Genomic DNA, 23,395 nt, shown 5'->3' with positions numbered 1-23,395 from the left:
TCGACCGACAGCGTCACAACTATGAGCCACCTGGACGCAGTGGCTGGTAATGCATCGGGCTGTCGAGGATGATGTCGTTCGATTGGCTGCCGGAGGGAGCGGATGATACTGACCGTCAGTACCGCGGTTATCCTCTTGGCAGGCTTGCTTGGGGGTGTCCTCGGGGCAACACTCGGCGCGCTTTCGGCACTCGGACTCGCCGGCGTAGTCATCGTCGGCGGCGAACTGGTGGAACTGTTCGTCCTCGACGGGACGGCGGTCGGCCTCCTCGCGACGCTCGGGGTCGATGGTGCACCCGTCGCCGTCGGCCCACTCTCGACGGTCGGTCTTGGACCGCTACTCGGCCCACACGTCACCTTCGTTGGTGGCGTCGCAGCGGCCGCCTACGCCGGACGGAAGGAGACGATCGACACCGGCTTCCGGTACCATCAGGCCAAACAGATCCGGCGGCCCCTGTTCGGTCGCCCGTGGACGATGCTCGTCGGCGGTGTGTTCGGCGTTGTCGGTGTGTTGCTCGGTGCAGTCGGCAGTTTCCTGCCGGTCGATCCGATTGCCTTCGCTGTCGTCGGGTCCGCTTTTCTCGCCCGTCTCACGGTCGGCTATCCACTGCTCGGTCGGTTCGACGGAGGAGTGCTCGATATGAGTCCCTTCGAGAACGGCGCGTACTGGGGCGACGACGGCTACGAGACGGCGGAGGGCATCGCTGGACGACACGTCGTCGAACCGTGGCAACCGGAGTACTACGAGTGGTGGATTGTCGCCCTGCTCGGCGTCGCGGTCGGTGCCGCGGGCGCGGCGGTTGCGCTGCTGAGCGAGAGCGCTCTCCTCCCGTTTGGCCTTGCGCTCGTGAGTCTGTTCGGTGTCGTCGCCGGCGTCCGGGTCGAGGGCTATCCCCTTCCGGTCACGTATCACATCGCGTTCCCGGCCGGGGTCGGCGCGCTCGCAATCGGCGGTACACTCCCTGTCGGAATCCTCGCCGGAACGGCGATGGGGCTGACAGGGGCCATTCTCGGTGAACTGAGCCAGCGCGCCCTCTACGCCCACGCCGACACACACGTCGATCCTGCCTTCACTTCGATTCTCCTGAGCAGTCTCCTGATCGCAGCCCTCGGTCTCGCGGGCGTGTTCGACGCCGGAGCAGTCCCGTATCTCTGACCGACGGGCGTCTGATTTCTGGTCGTTTCCAGCGGTGAAACGAGGCGTAATCCCTATCGGCTGGTGTCAGAAACGGGAAAACATGAGCAATGACGACGACACCACCGCAATCGCACTCGGTGGAGGGCTCGGATCCGCGACAGGGACGGTCCTCGCGGGCGTGACATCGTTCACGCTCGGTACGCTCGCCCTCGCGGCCGGCATCGGTGCCGCTGTCGGGTACGGGAGTTATCGGCTGCTTCGCCGCCGGATCTGAAGATCAGGTCGCGTCCGCCCGCCACTGCGCGAAGGAATCGAGCGCATCTGCTTCCTCGAATCGCTCGATACACGGCACGTCGTACGGGTGGAGTTCGACGACCCGAGTTTTCAGGTCCGGGTAGCGCTCGTCGGTGGTCTTCGCCAGCAAAATCAGTTCGTCGTCGTCGTGAATCTCGCCGTCCCAGCGGTAGACAGACCGACAGTCGACGATGTTGACACAGGCGGCGAGTTCGTCCTCGACGAGCGTCTCGGCAATTGCCGGACCCTCCTCGGGCGGTGCCGTGATGTAGATGGTTGGCATCTCAGGATTCGGATTCCTGAAGCGGGTTGTACTGACCGTTGATATCCCACTCGTGGAGACAGTGTGGCTGCCCGAGTGAGTCGTCGCTCGCTGCGACGAAGGTCTGTTGATCCTCGTCCCACTCCTCGACGCGACCACAGCGCTCGCAGGTTCGCTCCGTCGGCGGTTCGATGGCACTCATACCCGACGGAAGGACACGGAGCGTAATGAATCGTGCTATCCATCGCCACCCGGAGTCAGTACCACGTCCCGCCGGAGTCGATGTTGATATCCTGTGCGGTGATCTGGCGGCCGGCGTCGCTGGCGAGGTAGGCGATCATCTCCGCGATGTTGTCGGGATCGATGAACTCCGCCAGCGCAAGGTCGTCGAAATACTCCTCTTCGCGGACTGTTTCGGTCGGAACGTCGCGGGCCTCCGCCTGTGCCTCGATGACGCGTTCGATCCGCGGCCCCTCGACGGGTCCGGGACAAATCGTATTGACCGTGATGTCGTCCGTGCCGAGTTCGTGCGCCCACGTCCGACTCATGCCGATCATCGCCATGTTGGCGGCCGCGTAAGGTGTCCGGTTCGGATACGGTCGCTTCCCGCCGATCGAGGAGATGTTGATGACCGTCCCGCGCTCGCTCTCCCGCAACGCGTCCACGCTATGTTTGAGACAGAGGAACGGTCCCGTCACCTTCACGTCGGTCATCTGCGTGAAGTCGTCTGTCTCGATCTCGCCGACCGGTGCGGTCGGCCCCTCGATGCCGGCATTGTTCACGAGGATATCGAGGCCGCCGAAGGTGTCGACTGTTTCCGCAATCGACTCCTCGACGTTCGATCCGTCGGTCACGTCCGTCTCGACGGCGAGTGTCTGCTCCGGCGCATCGATCCGGTCTGCCGTCTCGTAGATGCCGTCAGAACGGGCCGCGAGCGCGACGTTGACGCCGTAGTCGGCCAGCGTGACCGCGATCTCTTCGCCGATTCCCTGACTTGCACCCGTGACAAACGCGGTCGATCCTGCCAGTTCGTCCATGGAATGCGTTCGACGGGGGATCTCTTAGGAGTGTGTGCCGCCGAGTCGACAAGTCAACGCTGTTTGAGAAGACGACGGGTCACTGCCCCGTTCCCACCAGCCCGGCGTCGGTAATCTGGAACTGGGCCGTGCCGCCGGCTTCCTTGCTGTGATGTTTTTCGAGTGTCGCGCGCCGGTTCCCGCCGCGGAACCGATCCAGTCGAAGGATGAGCGCAGACCAGTGATCTAGCGTGTGTCCGCCGAGTCCGCTCGTCGCGTCGCTGTCCGGGTCGGTGTAGACCTGATTTGTAAAGGCAACTGCGAGGTCGTGTTTGCGCGCCAGCGAGAGGAGATGGGTGATCTGGCGGCCAATCGCCCGGAGTGCGTCGCCCTCGTCCTGTTCGGTGCGTTCGAGTCGATAAAAGCCGGTGGCGCTGTCCAGCGCGATGAAGTCGACCTGCTCGGCGAACTCTTCGGCGTCCTGCACCGCCTCGCGCTGTTCCGCAAAAGAGTGGGCCTCGGTGATGATAATCCGCGAAGCAATCTCGTCGAGGTCGGCGTCGTACGGCTGGGCGAGTTGTTCGAGCCGTTCGACCGGCATCCCTTCGGTGTCGATATACAGCGCCGACCCGCCGTCGGCGGCCACCTCGACGGCCGCCGCGAGGACGAGGTTGCTCTTGCCCGCCGCTGGCGCGCCGTAGATCTGTGTCACTGCACCGCGCTCGAAGCCGCCGCCGAGCAGGTCATCGATCGGCCCACAGCCGGCTGGAATCGGATCTGTCACTGTCTGATTCGTTGGTTCCCATCGGCATATAATCCTTAGTATGCACACGGCCGGTTCCAGTCGTCCACACTCGAACGCGGTCCGAACGACTCGCGGTCGGTGATGGCCGTCTCAGCGTCCGCCCTCGTCGTCAGATGTCGCTCTCGCTGCGAGATAGAGCAGACTGAGCGTCACCAGTCCCGCACCCGCCAGTTCCTCCTCAGACAGCGGGAGGCCCTCGTTCAGGTCGCCTGATCCGCCGTCTCCATCGTCGGATCCCCCGTCGTCGGATCCTCCGTTCGTCCCCGACTCTTCGTCGTCAGTCCGTGCGAGAAGCGCAACGGTGTGCTCGCCGGACTCGAACTCCAGGGGAGTCCCCCGAACTGAGACGTCGGGATCGACAGACTCGTAGCTCCCGTCGGAGAGGCGGACGAGTTCGCTGGTTGTCGTCTCGGCTCCTTCTGGGGGTGCGAAGGAAACTGTCGCCGAGCCACTGCCCTCAATCGTCACGCGGTACAGGCTGAGTGTCTCCGCGGGCGGTTCGGGTACCTCCTCCGGCGAGAGAGTCCGGACGGCCGCTCTCCGCACTGACTGATCCGCATCGAGCAACCGTGCCTCCTCGACAGTGCTATCGAGGACCAACACTGAAACCGGGATTGCGAGCGAACCAGCGTTCCTGGTATCGATGTCGAGCGTCCCCGCGAATCGGGTCGGCTCGCCGTCGAGTGTCGACTGCTCGGGTGTGCTGACGGCCACTCCCGCGGTTGTTCGCTCACTCGCGGGGATTCGGTCGGTGTCGACGTCGGCGGAAATCGTCTCTCCGGCCAGTTCGGTTCCCGCGCCGTTCGAGAGCGGCCCGGCGGAAAGGCGAAGCGCCTCGATCGCTTGCTGGTTGCCAACTTCGGTGACGGTGAGATTTCTACCGATCTGCTCGTCAGGGTTCCCGTACAGCGACAGTTGGGTAGGGTTGGTTCCGAGCACCGGTGGCCGCTCTGGCGTGTCGATCTGCAACAGCGTGACCGAGACTGGACGAGGCTCTTCCGGCGGAACGCGGACGGTAAGGGAAACCTCCGTCTCGGTGCTGGGATAGACAGCGATTTGTCGGCCGCCCGTATTCGTGCTAACGGTTGACTCGACACCCAGGTCGTCGCTCGTTCGCTCGGGGCCCGCGACGGCGGTCCCCGTCGGCCCCTCCAGGTGCAGTTCCGTGCTGGCTCCTGGCGGCCCCAGCAGCGTGAACGCCGCCGACTGTAGTTCGCCTGGCACCGTTATCGTCTGGGAGAGGGTGCTCCCGCCGTCGAGTCGCTCGCTCGCTAGGACTGCCGTTTCACCGCGGAGGTCGTCGACTTCCTGTGCGGTCATTGACCGCGCTGCCGGCGTGTCGGCGGTTGCGTACGGCGTCAGTTGCAGGGACTGCTCTGCAGTGCCGGCCGAGAGCTGATCCGGACCGGTCGGTGCACCGAGCGGTAGCGAGAGGAACCCAGGATCGTACTCCACGTCGGCGACCGCAGTCGCAGTATCTACGTGTCTGCCCGCGAGCACGAGATGAACGGTGAAGAAGTGCTGACGGAACTGGTCTTCGACGGGATGGTGGAAGACATAATCGAGGTTCCGCCGTCCGGCAGCCCCTTCTCCGACCTGCAGTGGGGACGCATTCGACGGCGGAGAGGTTGTCGCAAATCCCTGAAGCGGTGGCAGGTCCTCGCCCGCGCCGGAGTGATAAGAACTGAATCCGAGAATCCGTGCTGGAACGGACGCCTCGCCGGAGATTTCGTACTCGGTATCGATCTCACCGGTCACGAGTTCTTTCTCACCGTCGCCGGCGGATTCGGACGGTTTCAGCGGATTGTCCGGCGTGGTGTCGAACCCTTCCGGGAAGTCGATCGTTCCCGCAACAGTGCCGCTGGTCGGATCGTCGAACTGGCTATCGAGCCAGTCCACAGTCAGATCAGCGATCCGACCGAGATTGTCGATATCCCGCAGCGTCTCCAGATGGATCTGCATGTGCCGGGTCAGAATGGCCTCCTGGATTTCGAGTTCTTTCATCGAGCCGAGCAGATCTGTACTCACAGAGGCCACACCAGCGACTGTGGCCGCCGTGCCGATCGACTTGCCGGTCGAAATGAGGATCAAGCCCGCTCCGATGGTCGACGTGCTCGGCTCCGGAATGACGACCAACGCCACGCCGACACCGATGGCGACGACAGATGCCGCAGCGAGAAGGAGTCCGGTAATCTCCGTGCCGAGAGAGAACCAGTCGAAAACGCCCTTCTCCTCGTACTCCTCGGCGGCGGTCTGGATGGCCGGGAGATTGCCTGCTCCCCGCTGGGTGTTGAAGACCGTGCCGTCTGGGAGGACGACCAGATCTGTCGGGTACGTGCTGCGGCGTTCGAGGTCACCGATACCTGCGGGATCGGTCAGCGTCGCCGCCAACTGCAAGAAGACCGACTCAACGTGTCCGTCGTTGAGTGCGCTGGGCGTCGGCCGCTGTCCGAACGTCTCAATCCGGTCGACCAGTGTCCGCACGCTCTCGTTCGCCTCCTGATACGTATCGAGTTTCGTGTGGTCGACGACTGGCTGATCGACGGTGTAGCTGTGCGGTCTGAGAAACCACTCGTGTTCGGTGAGGTCTGCGACGTACTGGTTGTACCGCTTGGCATTCTGTTCCGGGTTCTTCGCGAGTCTGTCCATCGTCCAGCCTGCGAGCACGTTTCCGAGGGCTTCGCTCCCGACCTCTTCGGCGATGTCTGCAGCGATCAGTGCCCCGCCGCTTTTCAGATTCGAGTACTGTCCGGGGTTGATGAGCAGATCCTTCGTGCTATCGATGGCAACACTCAGTCCCTTTTTTACGCCCTCTTCCGTATCGACTTCCGGCAGGACATCGTCCTCGAGAACATCCGTGTTCGAGTACGCCTCTTCGAGCACAGCGTCCTCGCGTTCTTCGACGTGGCGTTCGAGCGTCTCCGAGAGCCGTTCGGCCGGCAGCGAAAGTGCCTCGACGAGATCACTCGCGGGTCCGGCGGTCTTCAGGATCCACCCGCTCGGTCCGGCGCCGGGTTCGCGCCGGACTCCGGCAGCGACGTAGCCGTCATCGAAGCGGAGGAGTTCCTGGAACCGGCCGACACCAGAATCGCCGTAGGTGTCTTCGAGGACGACACGCCCGCCCTCGTCGATGTGGAGCAGCCATCCGTCCTCGGAGCCACCATCCGTCGTGTAGCCGGCGACCACGTATCCCTGCGCGGGGTCGCGTTCGATCGCGAGCGCGGCAGTTCCGTCGGCCGTCCCGTAGGTTTCTTCCCACAGGAGTTCTCCATCGCCGTCGACGCGGCCGACCCACGCGAGCGGGGTATCCTGCCCCGGAGCGGTCGTCGTCCCGGCGAAGACGAATCCCTCGTCGTGAGCCGGAACGACACTGTAGGCCGTTCGATCACCGACGCCGCCGTAGGTCTCTTCCCACCGTAGCGTCCCGCCGTCGCCGACGACGCCGAGCCACGCCTGTCCGGAGCCACCGACCGCACGCGTCCCGGCGACGACGAACTCGGTTCCAGTGCGGCGGATGTCGTACAGTTCCCCCGGCGCTCCGCCGCCGTAGGTTTCTGCCCAGACTTGCCGCCCGTTTTCGAGACGGACCAACCGACCGACGCCGTCACCGTCCGCACCGCCGAGATACTGTGTCCCCCCGGCGACGATAACGCCGCTGTCGTCGGCCGCGATGGCGTGAGCGGTGTCGTTCGTCCCGTCGATGCCGGCCGTCGTGATCCCGGACGTTTCGTCGGGCGTCTCGAAACGACCGACGATCGTATCGAGCGAGTTCGAGCCACGAGTGCCCGATCCGCCAGCGAAAACGAGCTCTCCCGACGGAGTCGTGGTGAGTCCGAGCCCCACCTCGTCGCCGCCGCTGCCGACCGGTATCCCGCCGATTTCGCGACCGTTCGCGTCGATCTCTCGCAGTAGCAGTTCCTGTGTCCCGACTCCGCTCGAATCGATCTCGAATCCCGCCGCAGCGAGGGTTCCGTCGGGAGTCACAGCCAGCGAGTAGATCGTACTCGGTGACCGGTCGTGTGTCCACTCCCAATCGATCTGTGAACTGGTGTCCGCCGACTGTGCAGTCTTCGCCGTCGATGTCGACGCAGCACTTGGACTCACTGTGGGAAACAGTCCTGCCCCAGTGAGACCGGACAGCATCGCCCGTCGACCGAACCCGAACGAATCGTTACTCATCTCTCACCCCCAGCGAACGCTCGCGTCGTCTGGCTGGCATCATCTGTCCGGCCCCCGCTCGGAGTCGTCCGGAGCACTCTCGTCGGTCGGACTGTCGGACCCTGGTTGCTGTTGGGGCTGGTTCGGATCAGTTGGCTGCTGGGGTCGATTCGGCCCCTGTTGCTGGGGCTGATTTGGACCGTTCGGCTGTCGAGGCTGGTTTGGCCCGTTCGGCTGTTGGGGTCGATTCTGCCCCGGTTGCCGGGGCTGGGTCGGCCCGTTCGGTCCGGCAGGATGATTCTGACCGCCCGGCGGAGGGGATCCACCGCCGCCTCTCTTCTTTTTGAGATAGTAGTAGCCCGCCGCAGCAGCACTCAGCGCAGTGCCGCCGATCAAAAACGGGACGTTGAGTAGCGAACTCCCTGCGGGTTCGTCTTCCGGACGGTCCCACTCGAACGGCCGGATCGGCTCCTCGACGACCGTCTCGATGTTCTCGCTGTGGCGGGATTCCCGCTGGAGGTTCGGATACTCGCCACCCTCGATCGTCGCTTTGAACTCGTATTCGCCGGTCGCCGTCGGATGATAGTAGTTCGAGTAGATCCCGTCGTTGGCCACGTCGTCTGCCCCGTTGCCGTTGTCGTGCAGCGTGATCTCTTCGGGCTCTGCGTCCTCTCCCGGCGGCTGGATTTCGAGTGTCGCCGTCGCGCCGGTGTACCGCTGCATCGAATCCTCGACTTTGAGCCGGAGGCGGACGAACCCCGTCTGTTCGTACAGATCCCGGGAGACGAACAGGTCGGTGCTGATCGGGGAGTCGCCGTTGACCTGCGTTCTGGCCATCTGCGGATTTTCGGCCTCGTTGACATCGATTGTGTAGGAGTACTGTCCCGACTGCGGATCGTCGATCGTCCAGATCTCGTGTGCCGGGCCTTCTCGCTTCGTCACCTGGCCGCTTTCGCTCAGTTCGTTCCCGCTGGGATCCTCGATGTTGAGGGCCATATCGCTGCCCTCGTAAGTGAGTGCGAACTGAACGTCCTCACAGCTACTGTCGACCTGACAGTCGTCTTCGACCGTATCGCCCTCCTCGACCATCGCACGGGTTTCCTTCAGCCGGGCGTTGTCCTGTACGTCGACGCCCATCGTCTCGAAGAACTGCCGGATTTCGCCGGCATCGAAGTCCCACAGTGCCCGGGCGTTTGTCTGTTCGGCCCAGAGCTGAATGTCGCCGACGGGAATCTGGTCACCGATTCCAATCGTGTACACGCGCACGCCCTGTTCGCGCAGCCCCGGAAGCACTTCAGAGACGTAGGGAGCCTCGTTTTCCTGCCCGTCGGTGAGAAGCAGGATCACCTTGCGACCGGACTGATTCTCCATCGTCTGGTATGCGGTCTGCAATCCGTCTCCGATGCCCGTGTCGCCGCCATCTCGAAGCGAGCCGATGTCCGATCTGAACTGTCCCCGGGTGCTGTCGTCCAGGACCGCCGTATTGCTGACGACGCTGGCCCTGGTGTCGAACTCGACGATACTGAGCGCGATGCCATCTCGGAGGAATGCGAGAAACTCCTTGGCACTTTCACGTGCGGCGGCGATGCGGGAGAGTTGCCTACCGTTCTGTCGCCACCCGGTGTCAGTCTCGCTCATGCTCCCGGAGGTGTCGATCACGACCGAGATGTTCACCGGGATATCCTCGACCTCGTCATCGTCGACCTCCCACGTACTCGGAAGTACCTCACCGACGTGCAGTTGGTGCGAATCGCTGTCGAGTTCGAGCCGATCGAGGGAATCGGCGGAGGTCTCGGCAGACAGGACCCGGCCGTTCTTGCGCAGAATCGAGCCACCGACCGGCCTGTTGAGGTTGTCCTCGTAATCGACGGTCGTCTTGGCTCCGGTCAGCGTCGGTTCGGGGTGCTGTTGGAGGCCGACGAACGACGCCGAACGGCCGCTCGACCACTGCGACGTTGGCGTCCGGTCGACATCGTTGATCGACACCCGCTCGATCTCGAGATAGCCACCGTCACCCGACGAAATCGGTCCGTCACCGTCTGCAGTGTGTCGGATCGTCCCGGTGAGATCGACGACGCTGCCGGCTGCGGGTGCCGACCCCGACTCGACGACCGCGAATACGAACGGCGAATGGCCGTACAGTGAATAGAACGTCTGATCGCTCGGAATTGCGGTGTTCGTCGTGTCGATCCCACCCTGATAATTCTCCTGTTTCGTCCCCGTTAGCCACAGCACGTCGTACGAATCTAGGACCGACGGCGAAATCCCGTCTTCGAGCGGCCACGAAACCGGCGAGAACAGAGACGAAAAGGCGTTCTGTCCGGTATAATCGTACGCGTCCCAGTCGAACAGTTGCTGTAAGAGCGTCGCGTCGTCAGCCGACGCAACTCGACCGAGAACGAGCGCTGTGGTTTCGACCTGATTCCCAGTCGCCGGATTGTCTGCTCCGCTGACCTGGATGAACCGCTCGACGATCCAGGAAATCGGTACAGAACTCGGAAGCGCCTCCGTATCGAGTGCGTCGTACGACTCCGATTCGGCTTCCGAGGCCGGTTCCGCCCCAGCCTTCGTGGCCGCCCCCGCCGCCAGTGCACTCGCAGAGAGGCGCCGAACAAATTGCCGTCGACGCATACTCATTTGGCTCTCTCCGTCCTATTTAAATATTCCGGGTAGAAAACACGATGTGTCCGAATGTTCCCCACGGACGACGCTTCATCTCCGACTCATAACGGTATTTAAGTCAGAAAATCACAAATATTTCGTGGAGTCTTCGAGCAGCGATCAAAAGGGACAACATCACTGTCGAGGTGGGACGGAACGACGAGCGCTCGGAGCCGCGGTGGACGACAGGACTCAGTTCTCGACAGCCGTACAGGAGAGCTCCTTCGTTACCGAGCCGTTCTGCCACATCTCTTCGAGGGCATCGTGGTTCTGGTGGAAACTGCCGAACGAGCGGTCAGCCATCCGCTGGTAGTCGTCGAACGGTGGGCCTGTCGAGAACGTGATCGGCGTCCAGAGATTGTAGCCCATGACGCTGTTGTATCGCTCCGGGCTGTATCTCGTCGAGTCGACGCCATCGAAGGCACTATTGGTGATTCCGAGAGAGTGACCGAGTTCGTGCGCGATTGCACTCGATTCGTGTGTCGGCGTTGCTCGCTCGCTGAGTGTGCCGTCGATCATCATCCAGGACGGATCGTGTCTCGAGACGTACGCGACGCCAGCGGCCGCTTCGCCATCGAACTCGATCGAGCCGTCTTTGACGAGGAGGTACTGAAACCCAAGCCCCGTTACCGTCCGATACTGGTCGACGCGCCGTTGCATCTCCGAGATTCCTGAGACATCGCCCTGGTCGGCGTCACATCGGAAGAAATGGACGTTGATCGAGTCGTCGGTGGGCTCCGAGCGGAAGGTCTCGCTGACTTCCCGGAGTTGCCGGTCACTGGGCGGTGTCTGACTGCGGACGGTGTCGACTTCGACGTAGACATCGGGTTCGGTCGGGGTGACCGTCAGTCCGAGGTCACGCATCGGCCCCCAGACCAGATGGTCGGGATAGCCGTCGCCGCTGGTGTCCGCACGGTCGGGATCGGTCCCGAACTCGCGTTCCATCCCGTTGAGCAGGCGGTTCGGTGCCTCGTTGCCGAGTTGCCAGAGTTGGGACTCGGTGACCGTGCCGTTCTCGACTGCGGAATCGAGCAGGCCGAGTTGTCGTGCCTGGGCCCAGCGTTCGTACTCGTTGCCGCGGTACGCCGAGAGCTCTTCCAGCCGGTCAAGATAGGCAAGTTCTGTCTCGTTGTACCCACCGGCCCCCAGCGGCTCTGCGAGTTCACGAAGCCGCGGGTTGGCCGTCGACTCCTCGGCACCGAGTCGGGCGGCCATCGGATCGAGTAACCCGTCGCCGGACGAATCTGTCAGCGCCGCGCTGTCGGCTGCTGTGACACGCCCGTCTCTGACCGGCTCAGTGAGAAGGGAGAGTGCGCGCGCCTGCTCGTACTGAAACGAGGACTCTGTGATGTTGGCAGCGCGTTCCAGAAAGCTCAAAGCAGTCTCGTCGTAGCCTGTGTCGGCGAGCCGCGCCGCCAGCTTCCCGATCATGGCGCGGTCCGTCCGATTGGTGACGCCGATTTTCGCCTCGAAGCCGGCCAACAGACCCGCGTCGGTCGACTGGAGTTGCTCAACGGCGGCCTGATCGACCGAGCCCGTCGCTGCGGTTGCTTCGAGCAAGCCGAGCGACGCGGCTTGAGCCCACATCGAGCGGTTCTGCGTGAGCGCACCGATCCGTCTCAGGTACGCGAGTTCTGTTTCGGTATAGCCGGCGTCGGCCAGCGGGGTTGCGAGCGCAACGACAGGTGTGTGTTGTTCCGCTGGATCGAGTCCAAATGCCTCGGCGGTCCCGTCAAGCAAGCCGTCACCGGAGCCGTCCGTGATCGCCCGGCGGTCCGCGGCCGTGACCGAACCGTTCGCCACGGAGTCGTTCACGAGGCCCAGTCCGCGGATCTGTGCGAGTCGGAACGCCGAGTCGGTGTGTGTCGAGAGTCGGTCGAGATATCGGATCGAACGGTTGTCGTACCCGCCGGCGGATAGCGTGCGGGCCGCGGTCGATACCGTGGGATAGCGCTCGGTTCGATCCAGACCCAGCAGTCGCGTCTCGCCGTCCAGCAGGCCATCACCGGAGCTATCCCGGAGCCCATCTCGGAGAACAGTGCGAGTAACGTCGGGCGGAGCGGCCAGAATGCCGTCGAGCCGAGCGAGCCGTTGCTCGCTCACGCCACCAGTTGCCATCGAGCGTGCGACGGCATCACGTTGGGCAGGTCCGACCGCTTCGACGGTTTCGAGTCGGTCGGCCCACGCTTCGCCCTCCGTCGTCAGTTCACCCGAATCGTCGGTAATCGCCGAGAGGAACGCAGATTCGTTTTCCGCAGAGAGTGAGGCAGTCGTATTATCGATGACGGCAGGGTAGTCCGGACCATCGGGGCCGGAACCGCCCCCCAGTACGCCGAGGCCAGCGACCGCGAGCAGCGAGACAACCACTACGACGAGGAGAAGATGTTTCGGGTCGGCCGACAAATCCATTGTCCAGGATTCGGCCAGCAGCCAGATATGCGTATCGGCCGGGCGGTCAGGTCGTCGCCTCGATCAACCCAGCCACGTCGTCCCAGAACCCATCTTCGTATTTCGTGGCGGTATCGATGGTCGGCCGTGCGTTCGTCTCGTTGACGACCGCCCGGTCGTCGGTGACCAACAGGTCGACACCGAGCCACGGGATGTCGAGCGCTTCGGCCGCGAATTCGGCGAGTTCGCGCAGTTCTGTATCGAGAGTCACGCCCGTTGCCTCCGCCCCACGGTGGACGTTGTGTTTCCACTGACCGGCTTCGAGTGCCTCGGTCGGCAGGCGACGCTCGACGGCACCGACAACCTCGCCGTCGATCAGCATGACGCGGTAATCGCGGGCGTCGGGCAGATACTCCTGGACGAGAAAGGACTGATCGCCGGTCGCTCGATAGTCGTGGACGAGGTCGAGATAGTCACAGATCCCGAGAAACGAATCCAGATCGTGGGCCTTCGCGACGCCGACCCCGCGAGTCGTCGAGTTTGGCTTGATGACGACCGGGGGGTCGAACTGCCCGAAGGCGTCCTGCATTGCCGATTCGTCCGCCGGGTCAGAGACGACGACAGAGTCGGGAACAGGGACGCCAGCAGTCGAGAGCCGAGCGAGCGTCTCTCCTTTGAACCGCGAGCGAAGGATCTCTTCGCGGCCGTTCACCCACGGAATATCGAGGAGTCCGCTGGCGACGCCGCCCTCTGCCAGTCGGGAGGGAAACACGAAACCGGCGTCGAAGGAAGCGGTCATCTCGACGGGCTGGTATGCCCGTTCGCCTGCGGACAGGCTGATCGATCGTTCCGCCGTCTCGATATGCCGGGGGTTGATCCCGCGCTCGCGGAGCGGCGATTGCATCCGCTCGTACGTTTCCGCGTTCGTCGCCACGGCGAGCTGAAGCATACCGTTTGATTGGACGGGAATACAATAGGGTTGCTGGTCGTCGGTGCAGTCCGTCCGGGAGTTAGCGATCGGTATCGGCGGTGACGAGATAGTAGCCCAGCACGCCTGCCTCGATCAGCCGATCGATCTCTGCGGAGGCTTTGAAGCTGTCGAGTTGGGTCTCCGAGAGCACGCCGAGCACGCCGAGTACGCGACCGACGGGATGGGCGATCCGAGCGAAACTCCGGCGGCGTTCCGTACAGCGCTTGATGCCATCGGTCAGATCTTCGATCTGAACGTTGCCGAAGTTGGTTTCCGAGAGCGTCGTCTCGAACTCGTCGATGGAGCCGATCCGGAGCCCGAGTGCGTCGTTGATCGTCTCGATGCGGCCCTGTTGCTCCGGCGAGAGCGAGTCGGGATCGACCGTCAGGAACAGATCGGTGAAGGCGACGCGGCCCTCGGCGGTGAGTACGCGCTGTGCGGCCTCGAGTGCTCGGGCCCGATCTGCCGAGTGTGAGAGTGCTTCCAGTCCCCAGACCACGTCGACAGAATCGTCGTCGATGGTGTCGAGTTCGTGAAAGTCGTCGTAATTGAACGTCGTCAGATCCGAGACACCGTGTTCGGCGGCGTTCTCCCGAGCGATTTCGAGTTGGGTCTCGCTGATGTTGACGCCGGTCACCTCGGTATCGTAGGCCCGCGCGTTCCAGACGGAGTCCTCACCAGCCCCACAGCCGATGTTGAGGATGTGTTCAGAACCGTCGATGTCGGCCGCTTCGGAGAGTCGCCGCATCGTGTTCATCGCCGCCTCGGCCGGTTCGTCGTGCTCGTCGTCGTAATACGCGAGGTGGAGACTCCGGTGGCCGCGGTACTCCCACTCCGTCCGATAGGTCTTCAGGAGTTCGTCGTAGATTGCCGCAACCTCGTCGGTGTCGAGGTCTGAGTGACTCATTGCAGTGCCGTAGGGGAGACATACGCCTAAGCGTTGGTATCGTGTTGGATCGGCGAACACAAAATCGTGTCAGATCAAATGAATACCTATATGAGCCAGCCGGGCGTATGAAAAAATGAGGGATGATGCCACATAGCACAGTCTGTGAAAACCTCGGTATCGGATCGCTGGTACTCCAGCAGACCCGTACCGAGCGAGACGAATCTCCGACGTGGCTGGAACGATGGTAGGTGCACTGAGTCGACTACAACCGGCCGTGCGGGCAACAGGCTTCTGGAGTGCAGTCTGTCTCCCCTGGGTCGCACTGGGGTTCGTCGTGACGGGTTCGGTGACGACCTATCCCCTCTGGTTCAGTCTGGTGGTCCTCGCGGCGGGTGCCGCCGCCGTCATCGGCAGGGATTACACGAACGAGTGAGGGAGTCCCGGAACGTACAAGTTCGCCTGTCCCTGATCAGTGGATGAATGAGGAGGCCCTCTCGGCGCGAACTGCTGGCTGTCTCTGCGAGTGCCGCGGCCGTATCACTGTCGGGCTGTCTTGAGGCGTTCGCGAAGTATCTCGGCTCCGATGTGGAAGGCAAGCTGGTTGTCTCGCTGACGAACCTGCGTCGACCTACGGGGACCAGCGGTACCCCTGGGACCCCAGCAGATATTGTGGCGCGGGTCGACATCGAGAATCGTCGTCCGGAACGCGCCACGGGACGCCTCGAAATGGAACTCCGGTATATTCGGGACGGAACGACCGAGCAATCGTGGACAAAAAGCGAGCAAATCGACGTTCAGAGCGGAATCTCGCCACAAAAACGGTACGTCTTTGAGGATGCCTACCAGCGCGGAAGTGCAGTGCCCGACGATTACGAACTCGACGCAGAAATCGTCGATATCGAAATCGTCAATTCCTGATCGTCAACCCGGCGTCGTGGCCAGTCGCTTTATTACGTATCCATGTGTCGATCAGATATGGCAACTCACGGAATCGAAGCCTCCCTGCTGGTCCTCGCAGTGAGCCTGCTCATCGGCGGGCTTGCGATTCACATCGGCGCGAAATTCGCCTTCGCCTCCAGAGAGTACTCAGACGCCGTCTTTACAGCGCTGATCGGTGCAGTCGCCTGGACAATCGTCGACGTTGCGCTGGCGAGTGTCGGAATCGGCGGCCTGCTGGCCTCGATAGTCGGCCTCCTCGTCTGGATCTCCGTCGTCAGATGGCAGTACGGCGTCGGCTGGATCCGAGCGAGTATCGTCGGGATCGGTGCGTGGCTCTCCGCGCTGATCGTCCTCACGATTCTCGGACTCCTCGGCATCGGAAACGTCGACGCCATCGGTGTGCCGGGGATCTGAGACCAGCCCCACACAGTTTTTGTCACGCCACCCGAAAACCTGCATATGATTGCAGGCTCGGAAATGGCGGTCGTCGACGCCAACGCCGCCGCCCTCGGTGTACCCCGGAAACAGTTGATGGAATCCAGCGGGAACGCGATTGCCCGCGTCGCCCGCGAGTTGGCCGATCCCGAGGAGTCGATCACGATCGTCGCCGGCCGTGGTAACAACGGCGGTGACGCCTTCGTCGCCGCCAGATTCCTCGACCAGTTCGACGTGCGGGTGTTGCTGCTCGGCCGGGCAGATGCCATCGGAACCGAAATCGCCCGCGAGAACTGGGATGCCCTCGAACTGGCCGAGTGTACTCGCGAGGAGGTCCGTGATTCGACTGCGATCGATCTCGGCGAGCCGGATCTTCTGGTCGACGCGATGCTCGGCACCGGCGTGACTGGCTCACTGCGCCAACCAGAAGCCACTGCGGCCGAGGCGATCAACGACAGCGACGCATCCATCCTTTCGGTCGACGTTCCCTCCGGATTCGACGCCGAGACGGGCACGGTTCCGGCGGGCGCAGTCGACGCCGATCACGTCGTCACCTTCCACGAGACCAAACCGGGCCTTCCCGACCTCGACGTTCCGGTGACAGTCGCCGACATCGGGATTCCCGAGGCTGCCTCCGAGTTCGTTGGACGCGGTGATCTCCTCCGACTCTCGCGGGATCCAGACAGCCACAAAGGCGACCACGGCGAGGTGCTGGTGATCGGCGGCGGCCCCTACGTCGGCGCGCCGGCGCTGTCCGGGCAAGCCGCGCTCCGTGCCGGAGCGGATCTCGTCCGGATCGCGTGCCCGACGGCGGTCGCCCACGAGGTCCAGGGCTACAGCGAAAACCTGATCGTCCGTCCGGTCGAGGGCAGAGAGTTCGAGCCAGGTCACGTCGGGCAGGTCATGGAGTTTGCCGCCGAACACGACACGCTCGTTATCGGTCCGGGACTCGGCGACAGCGAGAGGACACTCGAAGCCGCCGAGGCAATCTTGACCGCCTTCACCGGCACCGCCGTCGTCGACGCCGACGCCCTTCAGTTAGTTCCAGACATCGAGACGGAGGCGACGCTGATCTGTACCCCGCATCAGGGCGAACTGGCGAAGATGGGCGGGCCGATTGCCGACGACTGGCGCGAACGCCGCGACGCAATCGAGGAATTCGCCGACAAACTCGGCCACACGCTGCTCGTCAAGGGCAGGTACGACATCCTCTCGAACGGCGAGCGAACACGAGTCAATCGGACCGGCAATCCGGGGATGACCGTCGGTGGGACCGGCGACGTGCTCGCAGGCGTGACGGGCGCGCTGGCCGCTCAGCACGATCCCATCCACGCGGCCAGCCTCGGTGCCTACCTCGCGGGCCGGGCGGGCGATATCGTCGCCGAAGAGCGCGGCGATGGGCTGGTCGCGACCGATCTGCTCGACGCGGTTCCGACCGCGATGCGGTACGAGGAGTGAAAGACGGAGCAGAAAATTTTATAGAATTACTCACACGAAGTTATTTTTCATCGTAAAGCTGCCTGGATACTCTGGTGAGTAGACGTGCGTATTAACGTCGAGATTTTGTCGCTAACCAATTATTCTACAGGCCGTAAAGGCTGGGGCCTCAGTATCATCCGGCAATCAGAGATTTCCATGATCACGAGGGTCTGGTGTTCTCGAACGATTTGAGCCTCAAGTGGTCTACACCGGTAACCTCGCTGAAGCGCACTCCTTCAGAGCGGATAACTGACTGACAGTTGGTTGACCGATCTCAAAAAACGGAAGGTGACAGATGACGTACCGGTTTAGTGCGTGTGTCCGAGAGCTTCGTTGACTTTCGTATTGAGTTCCTGCAGCTTCTCACGGACACTGTCCGGTTTATCCTGGGGCACTTCCTCGAGGGCTGGCTGCCCGTGGGCCTCAGGTTCGCCGACGATGATGGACCCGATCATACCTGGGGCCTCGTGTGGCGTACAGTAGTAGTGGTAGATTCCCTCGGTCTCGAACGTGTGTTCGAACGTTGCGCCCTGCTCGGACAGGAGACCGCTGTCCCACGATGCCGCCCCGTTTGGGATTAGTTGTGGCTGGTCGTTATCTGGGTGGTATGCGGTCGATGAGTGGCTTCCACTCTCGTTGTGGAACGTCACGGTACCCCCAACATTGACTCGTACAACGTGGGGCTCGAAGTGGTATCCGCCGCCTTCAGTCACCATCTTCACTTCGGCGGTATCGGTCGGTTCACCGACCTCTCCATCGTGCCCGTGTTCGTCGTCACCATGACCACCTTCTTCCTCTTCGTCACCATGTCCACCTTCTTCCTCTTCGTCGCCATGACCACCTTCTTCCTCTTCGTCCGAATGCGTCTCCGTGTCGTCATGCGATTCCGAGTCGTTATGGTCGTCGGTTTCGTTGTCTGCACTCGTCGAAGAGGGATCTCCCTCGCTATCGTCTGCAGATGAGTCGGAACACCCTGCAAGACCAACTATGAGACTACCACCGGTTACCTGTAACATCCGACGCCGCGTGACTAGTGTTTCATTACTCATCGTTTGCGACCTCACAGATGGAGATTCGAGATATGAGGGAGTATAACGTGAACCTGTTTTGGACGCTGTGCAAAACAGCTCTATTTATATAAGCAACTACGGTAATCATCAATTATAGCAAAACGTGTGCAAGACAGAGAGCCAGAAAAGCCATCTGAGATACTCGATCTGCTCGGCTACGACTATGTCCGAGAAATCCTGGTCGCTACCAGCCAGGAGCCGATGTCCGCGAAAGACCTCGGCGACGAACTCGGGGCCGATCTGTCCACTATTTATCGGCACACTGAAAATATGGCTGAGCATAATTTGCTTACCGAAAAAACACGGATTAGTGAAGATGGTAGCCACCACAGCGTCTACGTGGCGAACGTCGATCACATCGACATCGACATCGATAACGACAAACTCACCGTCGATATCACTGTGCGTGAATCCCCCGCAGAGCGGTTCACCCGTGTTTGGGATGATATCCGAGAGAGTTGATTGATTATGCATCTGGAACTCGTCATCGCGAAGGTTATCACGATGGGATTGGGGCTACTTATCGTCTTCCAGGCGTACAAAGGCTATCGCGTCCACGGAAGCAAACCGATGTTGTATGTCGCCATCGGATTTCTTTTTATCAGCGTTGGCGCAATAATCGAGGGAATTCTGTTCGATGTACTCAATCTCTCTATTTTCGTGGCCGGAACGATCCAAACGACCATTGTCGCGATCGGTATGCTCGTCATCCTGTACTCGTTGCACGGCGACATCGCGAGCCAGACTGAGAACGAAGAGGAGTGATGACCGACTTGAGAAGTGGTTTCGGGAGACAGAGATTTCATTGCCTCCGCTATCGACCTGACCAGTAGTACGAGTTGGTCAATGGTAGGACGATCCGACCAATGATGACGAAGCCAACTGGCAGGAAATCTCGCTCGGGTATCGGTGACCGGACTACAGACAGAACGCGTCAATTGATTCGTCGTTCGATAATTCCTGCAAGCCGTACTCGCTCGGATCGATGTCGGCGACAAACGGTTCGACGAGGTCGGCGAGAACGACAGGAAACTCCGGATTATCGTACGGAATGGGAACACGGTGGAACTCGAAGCCAGCATCGATTGTCTCATCTCGTAACTCGATATCGAGGTCACAGAGCGTCTCGGATTGCTCGTGCATGAAGCTAATGGGCTCGATGACGAGACGTTCAGCGTCGATGTCCGCAAGCGAGTCTTCGATTGCCGGTTCTGTCCACTCGACATCCCGGCTGTCGTGGTTCTGATAGCCAAGCGTGTATGTTGAGACACCTAACCGGTTCGACACCGTTTCACACCACTCCCTAACGTATTCTTCGTACTCACTCCCCGATTCGATATAGTGCTGAGGCGTGCCGTGAGCCGCAAAGACGAGTTCCGTCGTCTCATCAGCAAGGCTGAAGTCCTGTCTGCGCACGAACGAATTGATGTTCTCTGTCCGAAGGCGGACGTATCGCGGATGGCGGTGCCAAGATGTGAGCGCGACGCGATCGATGTCTGCATCGGCGAACCGCTCGAGCATTGTCTGGTCGAGGTTGGCCGTCGGTGCTGGTGTCACTCCCGTCCGCAAGGTGCTTGCGGAGGCGTATTCCATCAAATCGAAGAAGTCCAGTCGTTCCAGCGGATCGCCGCCCGAGAATACGAGAACTGGGGATGGGGAGCCGAAATCCTCGATCTGGTCGATGAGCTGTTTGCCTTCTGCGGTCGTAAGTTCATCCGGATGACGGCCAGGCTGTGCATCGGCCCGACAGTGATCACAGGCTAACTGGCAGGCTTGGGTCACTTCCCAGGTAACGACGAGTGGGTGCTCGCTGTAGTCGCGCTCATGTACCGAATCACGAGCTGCCCCTGGATGGTCAGTAGACATTTTTATATAAGTCTGAATAACTCGTGAAAGTGGGCGTGTGAGTTAACCCCGGCCCCTGAAGAGCCGTGCCATCTACATCAACAGTGTCAGTGTTATCGATCGTACCGTCGCTGTTCATGTGATTACCGCTAGTCCGTTCAGTCATCGTCTCTCCCCCTCGCTATCCAAGTATTAGTTCTCGGCTGAGAAAATCTCTCTAATTCGTACATACGACGATTTTGGTCATACCGTAGCGCAACGTTCATGTACCTAATTCGATGAGGGTTGTACCCACGAACCTCGGTCCCGTATATGTTGGGCGTTGAAAGGTTCGAGACAGTCGGAGCGGAAATATTACGCGCGTATGCACTTACTGCCGATTTATTAGGTCTGCAATACAGCTGGTAAATCAACATCATCATCGTACTCACGGGCAACCGCTTGCAACGACTTCGCCGCGGATTGACCGAATCTTTTGATGTACGAATCAGCAAGTGCCCCGGCGATGGCTTTTTCATTTCCATTGACCCACATGTCCCCAGATTCCGTACCGTTCTCAGAAACCACTAGCCCTGGTACGGCATTTGCGATTTCGATAGCCAGGCCGCCCCACACTTCTTCCTGATCCGCGATGAGACTCTCGATCAGGGCGTAGTAGTCCGCCGTATTATGATGAGACATGATACAGCGTTATGCAGTCGGTTGCATGACGTGGTAGGTCTGGATGAATCCAATCGCCATCAACACCGTCGCAACAATAAACAGAGTTTGTTCGGCCCCCTCTGGGAACGGGACGAAACCAAACTCGTGGAGAGAATGCCACAAACGCTGCGTAAGGAACGTGACAACACCGGTCGTGAGCGAGTAGAAGGCCCACTCGATGTGTCCGCCCCGCATCGTTTTGATCGCAAGGTAGGCCGTCGCGATTGCGATAACTCCGACTAACAACTGAACGATCTCGATAAACACATGCAGTAAATCAGTACTTTGACCGGCACTTGCGCCGTCCCCACCAGCAGCGACCGGTCGCACACCTACGGAAACGATCCAAATGAACCCGAGGACAACCAGCACTGCTAATCGTATTCTATTCTGCCGCCTCTCCAGACTGGATTGGTTCTCAGACGTTCGCATAGAAGAACCTTTACTGCCAGTTTAAGAGAGTGATTCGAGAACTTGGCCGAACGACAAATCCAAGTAAACTTTATGTAGGAGTGTCCACGGCACCGAGCGAGCCAGCATAACGAATGTGAATACCAATCTATTGACTGCACTCCTCAGGTTCAGTGACTTGTTAGTTCAGAAAAGGCGGTTGTTTCGACCCCGGTGATCTCAAACCTGGCCCCACCTTTCGTCCCACGAGTTGCGATAATTGTCCATCCGTGTGCGTCGACAATTTGCTTGACAATAGCGAGTCCAAGTCCGGTCCCGTCGTCTGAGGTCGTGTGTCCTGGCTCGAACAGGGTCTCTGTGTCGGTATCGGTGAAGCCCTGTCCGTCGTCTTCGACATAGAATCCATCGTCACATTCCCCGATATGAATTGCTACCTCAGAGCCCCCGTGTTCGATTGCGTTTCGGAACAAGTTTTCAAGTAACTGCTGGAGGCGGCTGGGGTCCGCCACAACTGCTCGGTCGTAGCTAACTGACAGCGACGCCTCGGATGCGCTGATCTGATTCCACGCCCGTTCGCACACCGCTCGAAGCGGTTGTGTTTCCGTCTCGCTGACTGATTCTCCCTGCCGGGCGAGAGATAACACGTCAGCGATGAGCTGTTCCATGCGATCCAGTGCTTGGCTGACGGCATCCAAGTGGTCGCTTTCACAGTCGCGTTTGGCCATCTCTGTTCGGCCCATCGCCACGTTCAATGGATTCCGCAAATCGTGAGAAACGACGCTCGCAAACTGGTCAAGTTGCTCGTTCTGTCGTTTCAGCTTGGCCTCATACTCTTTCAGTTCTGTGATGTCATTGTTGATTGCGATGAAATGTTCGATTTCGCCATCCTCGTCGGTCACGGGCGCAATCGTCTGATTGAGATGATACTGTGACCCGTCTTTTCGTTCGTTTACTATTTCGCTGTGCCAGATATCGCCAGCGAGGATCGTCTCCCACATCTCCTCGTAGAACTGCTCGTCGTGTTCACCAGATTTCAGAATCCGTGGAGTCGCCCCAATCACCTCATCTTTGTCGTAGCCAGTCTGCTCTTCGAACTTGGGGTTGGCGTACTCGATCCTACCTGTGGGAGTGGTCAGATAGATATTATGGCCCGCGTGTTCGACTGCCTGCTGAAACACTCGCAACTGTTTTGCATGCCGACGATTGTTGACATCGTACCAGCCAATAAGGATTCCGCCGAGTGCACCAGTTGTGGCAAAGTCCAAGAGGAGATAATAGAAGTGGGGTAGCTGAGCTCCTTCTATGACAGCATATAATAGAAATGTCCCGCTGACAGTCGTCATGCCCACCATTCCGGAGACAACCCAGAGGCCAACTCGTCGGATCTGAAGCACTTGTAAATCACTCCGCCAGAATCCATACCCAGCAATCGCAACACTAACCGCAAGAACGAACGGGAGAAATGCGCCAGTCACCAGCACCAATAGTCCCATCTCTCCAGTCACGTCTGCGACAAAATGTGGGATATGAAAGATAGCGACAACGACACCAACTGCTGAGATGAGTCCGGAATAGTGAAGCCGCTTTTTGTCGTCCGATTCGTTAATCGTGTCGAACAGCCGGTCAGCCCCAGTGTTTATATTGTACATTGGTACCTAATGAGTCCAAGCGACTGGCATGGAAGTTCGGTTCCGTGACATCCACTATTGTCGGTGGGTCGGTCTACGATGGGGGTGACATGGTTAGCCATTCTGGCCACATTGTTCTCCCCCGCACGAATCCGCCCAGATCCAACGTTTAGCGGCTTGTACAGACCCATCTTTTAGATGAGATTTGGAGAGAACGGCATATTTAGCTACGTGTGATTTGTAGGCTCTACAAAACAGCCAACTTTTTAAATACCATCTCCTCCACCATCATAATATCAATAAAAG

General features: G+C 60.5%; 22 protein-coding genes and 1 pseudogene. 8 read left to right on the top strand and 15 right to left on the bottom strand.

Annotated elements, in window-relative coordinates; all coding sequences use genetic code 11:
• The first annotated feature begins 102 nt into the window (after positions 1 to 102).
• Both V8P86_RS13525 and V8P86_RS13520 read left to right on the top strand, forming a co-directional pair.
• A complete protein-coding gene (locus tag V8P86_RS13525) occupies positions 103 to 1,155 on the top strand; it encodes a DUF7973 family transport facilitator (protein ID WP_336327807.1) in 1,053 nt (350 codons plus the stop codon).
• Positions 1,156 to 1,237: 82 nt separating this feature from the next.
• On the top strand, positions 1,238 to 1,411 hold the full coding sequence (locus V8P86_RS13520; RefSeq protein WP_336327806.1) for a hypothetical protein: 174 nt from the start codon (positions 1,238 to 1,240) through the stop codon (positions 1,409 to 1,411).
• Positions 1,412 to 1,414: 3 nt separating this feature from the next.
• On the opposite strand, the gene cutA is transcribed toward V8P86_RS13520, so the two are convergent.
• The 9 genes from cutA to V8P86_RS13475 form a co-directional block, all read right to left on the bottom strand.
• Positions 1,415 to 1,714 carry a divalent-cation tolerance protein CutA gene (gene cutA / locus V8P86_RS13515; RefSeq protein ID WP_336327805.1) on the bottom strand — a complete coding sequence of 100 codons (300 nt, stop codon included), beginning with the start codon at positions 1,712 to 1,714 and terminating at the stop codon, positions 1,415 to 1,417.
• Position 1,715: 1 nt separating this feature from the next.
• Positions 1,716 to 1,895 carry an HEWD family protein gene (locus tag V8P86_RS13510; RefSeq protein ID WP_336327804.1) on the bottom strand — a complete coding sequence of 60 codons (180 nt, stop codon included), beginning with the start codon at positions 1,893 to 1,895 and terminating at the stop codon, positions 1,716 to 1,718.
• A gap of 55 nt (positions 1,896 to 1,950) precedes the next feature.
• Complete coding sequence (locus V8P86_RS13505; protein WP_336327803.1) at positions 1,951 to 2,730, bottom strand: SDR family NAD(P)-dependent oxidoreductase; 780 nt, start codon at positions 2,728 to 2,730, stop codon at positions 1,951 to 1,953.
• Positions 2,731 to 2,809: 79 nt separating this feature from the next.
• The gene (gene radB / locus V8P86_RS13500; protein WP_336327802.1) at positions 2,810 to 3,493 is read right to left on the bottom strand and encodes a DNA repair and recombination protein RadB; all 684 of its coding nucleotides are present in this window, start codon (positions 3,491 to 3,493) and stop codon (positions 2,810 to 2,812) included.
• A 111-nt stretch (positions 3,494 to 3,604) separates the two neighbouring features.
• Complete coding sequence (locus V8P86_RS13495; RefSeq protein WP_336327801.1) at positions 3,605 to 7,693, bottom strand: hypothetical protein; 4,089 nt, start codon at positions 7,691 to 7,693, stop codon at positions 3,605 to 3,607.
• A 39-nt stretch (positions 7,694 to 7,732) separates the two neighbouring features.
• Positions 7,733 to 10,303, bottom strand: coding sequence for a VWA domain-containing protein (locus V8P86_RS13490; protein WP_336327800.1), 2,571 nt, complete (start codon positions 10,301 to 10,303; stop codon positions 7,733 to 7,735).
• A 222-nt stretch (positions 10,304 to 10,525) separates the two neighbouring features.
• Complete coding sequence (locus V8P86_RS13485; protein WP_336327799.1) at positions 10,526 to 12,742, bottom strand: hypothetical protein; 2,217 nt, start codon at positions 12,740 to 12,742, stop codon at positions 10,526 to 10,528.
• Between the two features lie 46 nt (positions 12,743 to 12,788).
• On the bottom strand, positions 12,789 to 13,670 hold the full coding sequence (locus V8P86_RS13480) for an ATP-grasp domain-containing protein (RefSeq protein ID WP_336327798.1): 882 nt from the start codon (positions 13,668 to 13,670) through the stop codon (positions 12,789 to 12,791).
• 61 nt (positions 13,671 to 13,731) lie between these two features.
• Positions 13,732 to 14,598 (bottom strand): class I SAM-dependent methyltransferase, encoded by an 867-nt coding sequence (locus V8P86_RS13475; RefSeq protein WP_336327797.1) that lies wholly within the window; start codon positions 14,596 to 14,598, stop codon positions 13,732 to 13,734.
• A 163-nt stretch (positions 14,599 to 14,761) separates the two neighbouring features.
• Between V8P86_RS13475 and V8P86_RS13470 the strand changes: the two genes are divergently transcribed.
• From V8P86_RS13470 to V8P86_RS13455, 4 genes are read left to right on the top strand one after another with little or no spacing between them, the layout of a single operon-like run.
• Positions 14,762 to 15,013 carry a DUF8028 family protein gene (locus tag V8P86_RS13470; protein WP_503629730.1) on the top strand — a complete coding sequence of 84 codons (252 nt, stop codon included), beginning with the start codon at positions 14,762 to 14,764 and terminating at the stop codon, positions 15,011 to 15,013.
• 47 nt (positions 15,014 to 15,060) lie between these two features.
• A complete protein-coding gene (locus V8P86_RS13465) occupies positions 15,061 to 15,498 on the top strand; it encodes a hypothetical protein (RefSeq protein WP_336327795.1) in 438 nt (145 codons plus the stop codon).
• Between the two features lie 57 nt (positions 15,499 to 15,555).
• The gene (locus V8P86_RS13460; RefSeq protein WP_336327794.1) at positions 15,556 to 15,933 is read left to right on the top strand and encodes a hypothetical protein; all 378 of its coding nucleotides are present in this window, start codon (positions 15,556 to 15,558) and stop codon (positions 15,931 to 15,933) included.
• 45 nt (positions 15,934 to 15,978) lie between these two features.
• Positions 15,979 to 17,412: an NAD(P)H-hydrate dehydratase gene (locus tag V8P86_RS13455; RefSeq protein WP_336327793.1), complete on the top strand. Its 1,434-nt coding sequence runs from the start codon at positions 15,979 to 15,981 to the stop codon at positions 17,410 to 17,412.
• Between the two features lie 329 nt (positions 17,413 to 17,741).
• Here the strand turns inward: V8P86_RS13455 and V8P86_RS13450 are convergent, their stop codons facing one another.
• A complete protein-coding gene (locus V8P86_RS13450) occupies positions 17,742 to 18,482 on the bottom strand; it encodes a cupredoxin domain-containing protein (RefSeq protein WP_336327792.1) in 741 nt (246 codons plus the stop codon).
• 126 nt (positions 18,483 to 18,608) lie between these two features.
• On the opposite strand from V8P86_RS13450, the gene V8P86_RS13445 reads away from it, so the two are divergent.
• Complete coding sequence (locus tag V8P86_RS13445) at positions 18,609 to 18,965, top strand: ArsR/SmtB family transcription factor (RefSeq protein WP_336327791.1); 357 nt, start codon at positions 18,609 to 18,611, stop codon at positions 18,963 to 18,965.
• 6 nt (positions 18,966 to 18,971) lie between these two features.
• On the top strand, positions 18,972 to 19,268 hold the full coding sequence (locus V8P86_RS13440; RefSeq protein WP_336327790.1) for a DUF7521 family protein: 297 nt from the start codon (positions 18,972 to 18,974) through the stop codon (positions 19,266 to 19,268).
• A 153-nt stretch (positions 19,269 to 19,421) separates the two neighbouring features.
• On the opposite strand, the gene V8P86_RS13435 is transcribed toward V8P86_RS13440, so the two are convergent.
• The 5 genes and pseudogenes from V8P86_RS13435 to V8P86_RS18945 all read right to left on the bottom strand — a co-directional run.
• Positions 19,422 to 20,369 (bottom strand): ferrochelatase, encoded by a 948-nt coding sequence (locus V8P86_RS13435; RefSeq protein ID WP_336327789.1) that lies wholly within the window; start codon positions 20,367 to 20,369, stop codon positions 19,422 to 19,424.
• A 363-nt stretch (positions 20,370 to 20,732) separates the two neighbouring features.
• Positions 20,733 to 21,029: a hypothetical protein gene (locus V8P86_RS13430; protein WP_336327788.1), complete on the bottom strand. Its 297-nt coding sequence runs from the start codon at positions 21,027 to 21,029 to the stop codon at positions 20,733 to 20,735.
• Positions 21,030 to 21,038: 9 nt separating this feature from the next.
• Entirely contained in the window at positions 21,039 to 21,482 is a 444-nt protein-coding gene (locus tag V8P86_RS13425; protein WP_336327787.1) for a hypothetical protein, read from the bottom strand.
• A 149-nt stretch (positions 21,483 to 21,631) separates the two neighbouring features.
• Positions 21,632 to 22,639, bottom strand: a complete 1,008-nt coding sequence (locus V8P86_RS13420) for a two-component system sensor histidine kinase NtrB (RefSeq protein WP_336327786.1) — start codon at positions 22,637 to 22,639, stop codon at positions 21,632 to 21,634.
• Positions 22,640 to 22,660: 21 nt separating this feature from the next.
• Positions 22,661 to 23,110 (bottom strand): annotated as a pseudogene (locus V8P86_RS18945) (hypothetical protein); the annotation flags it as partial.
• Between the last annotated feature and the right edge of the window lie 285 nt (positions 23,111 to 23,395).

The sequence above is a fragment of the Halovenus anhuiensis genome (assembly GCF_037080055.1).
Lineage (GTDB): Archaea > Halobacteriota > Halobacteria > Halobacteriales > Haloarculaceae > Halovenus.
This window is presented reverse-complemented; position numbering and strand designations above follow the sequence as displayed.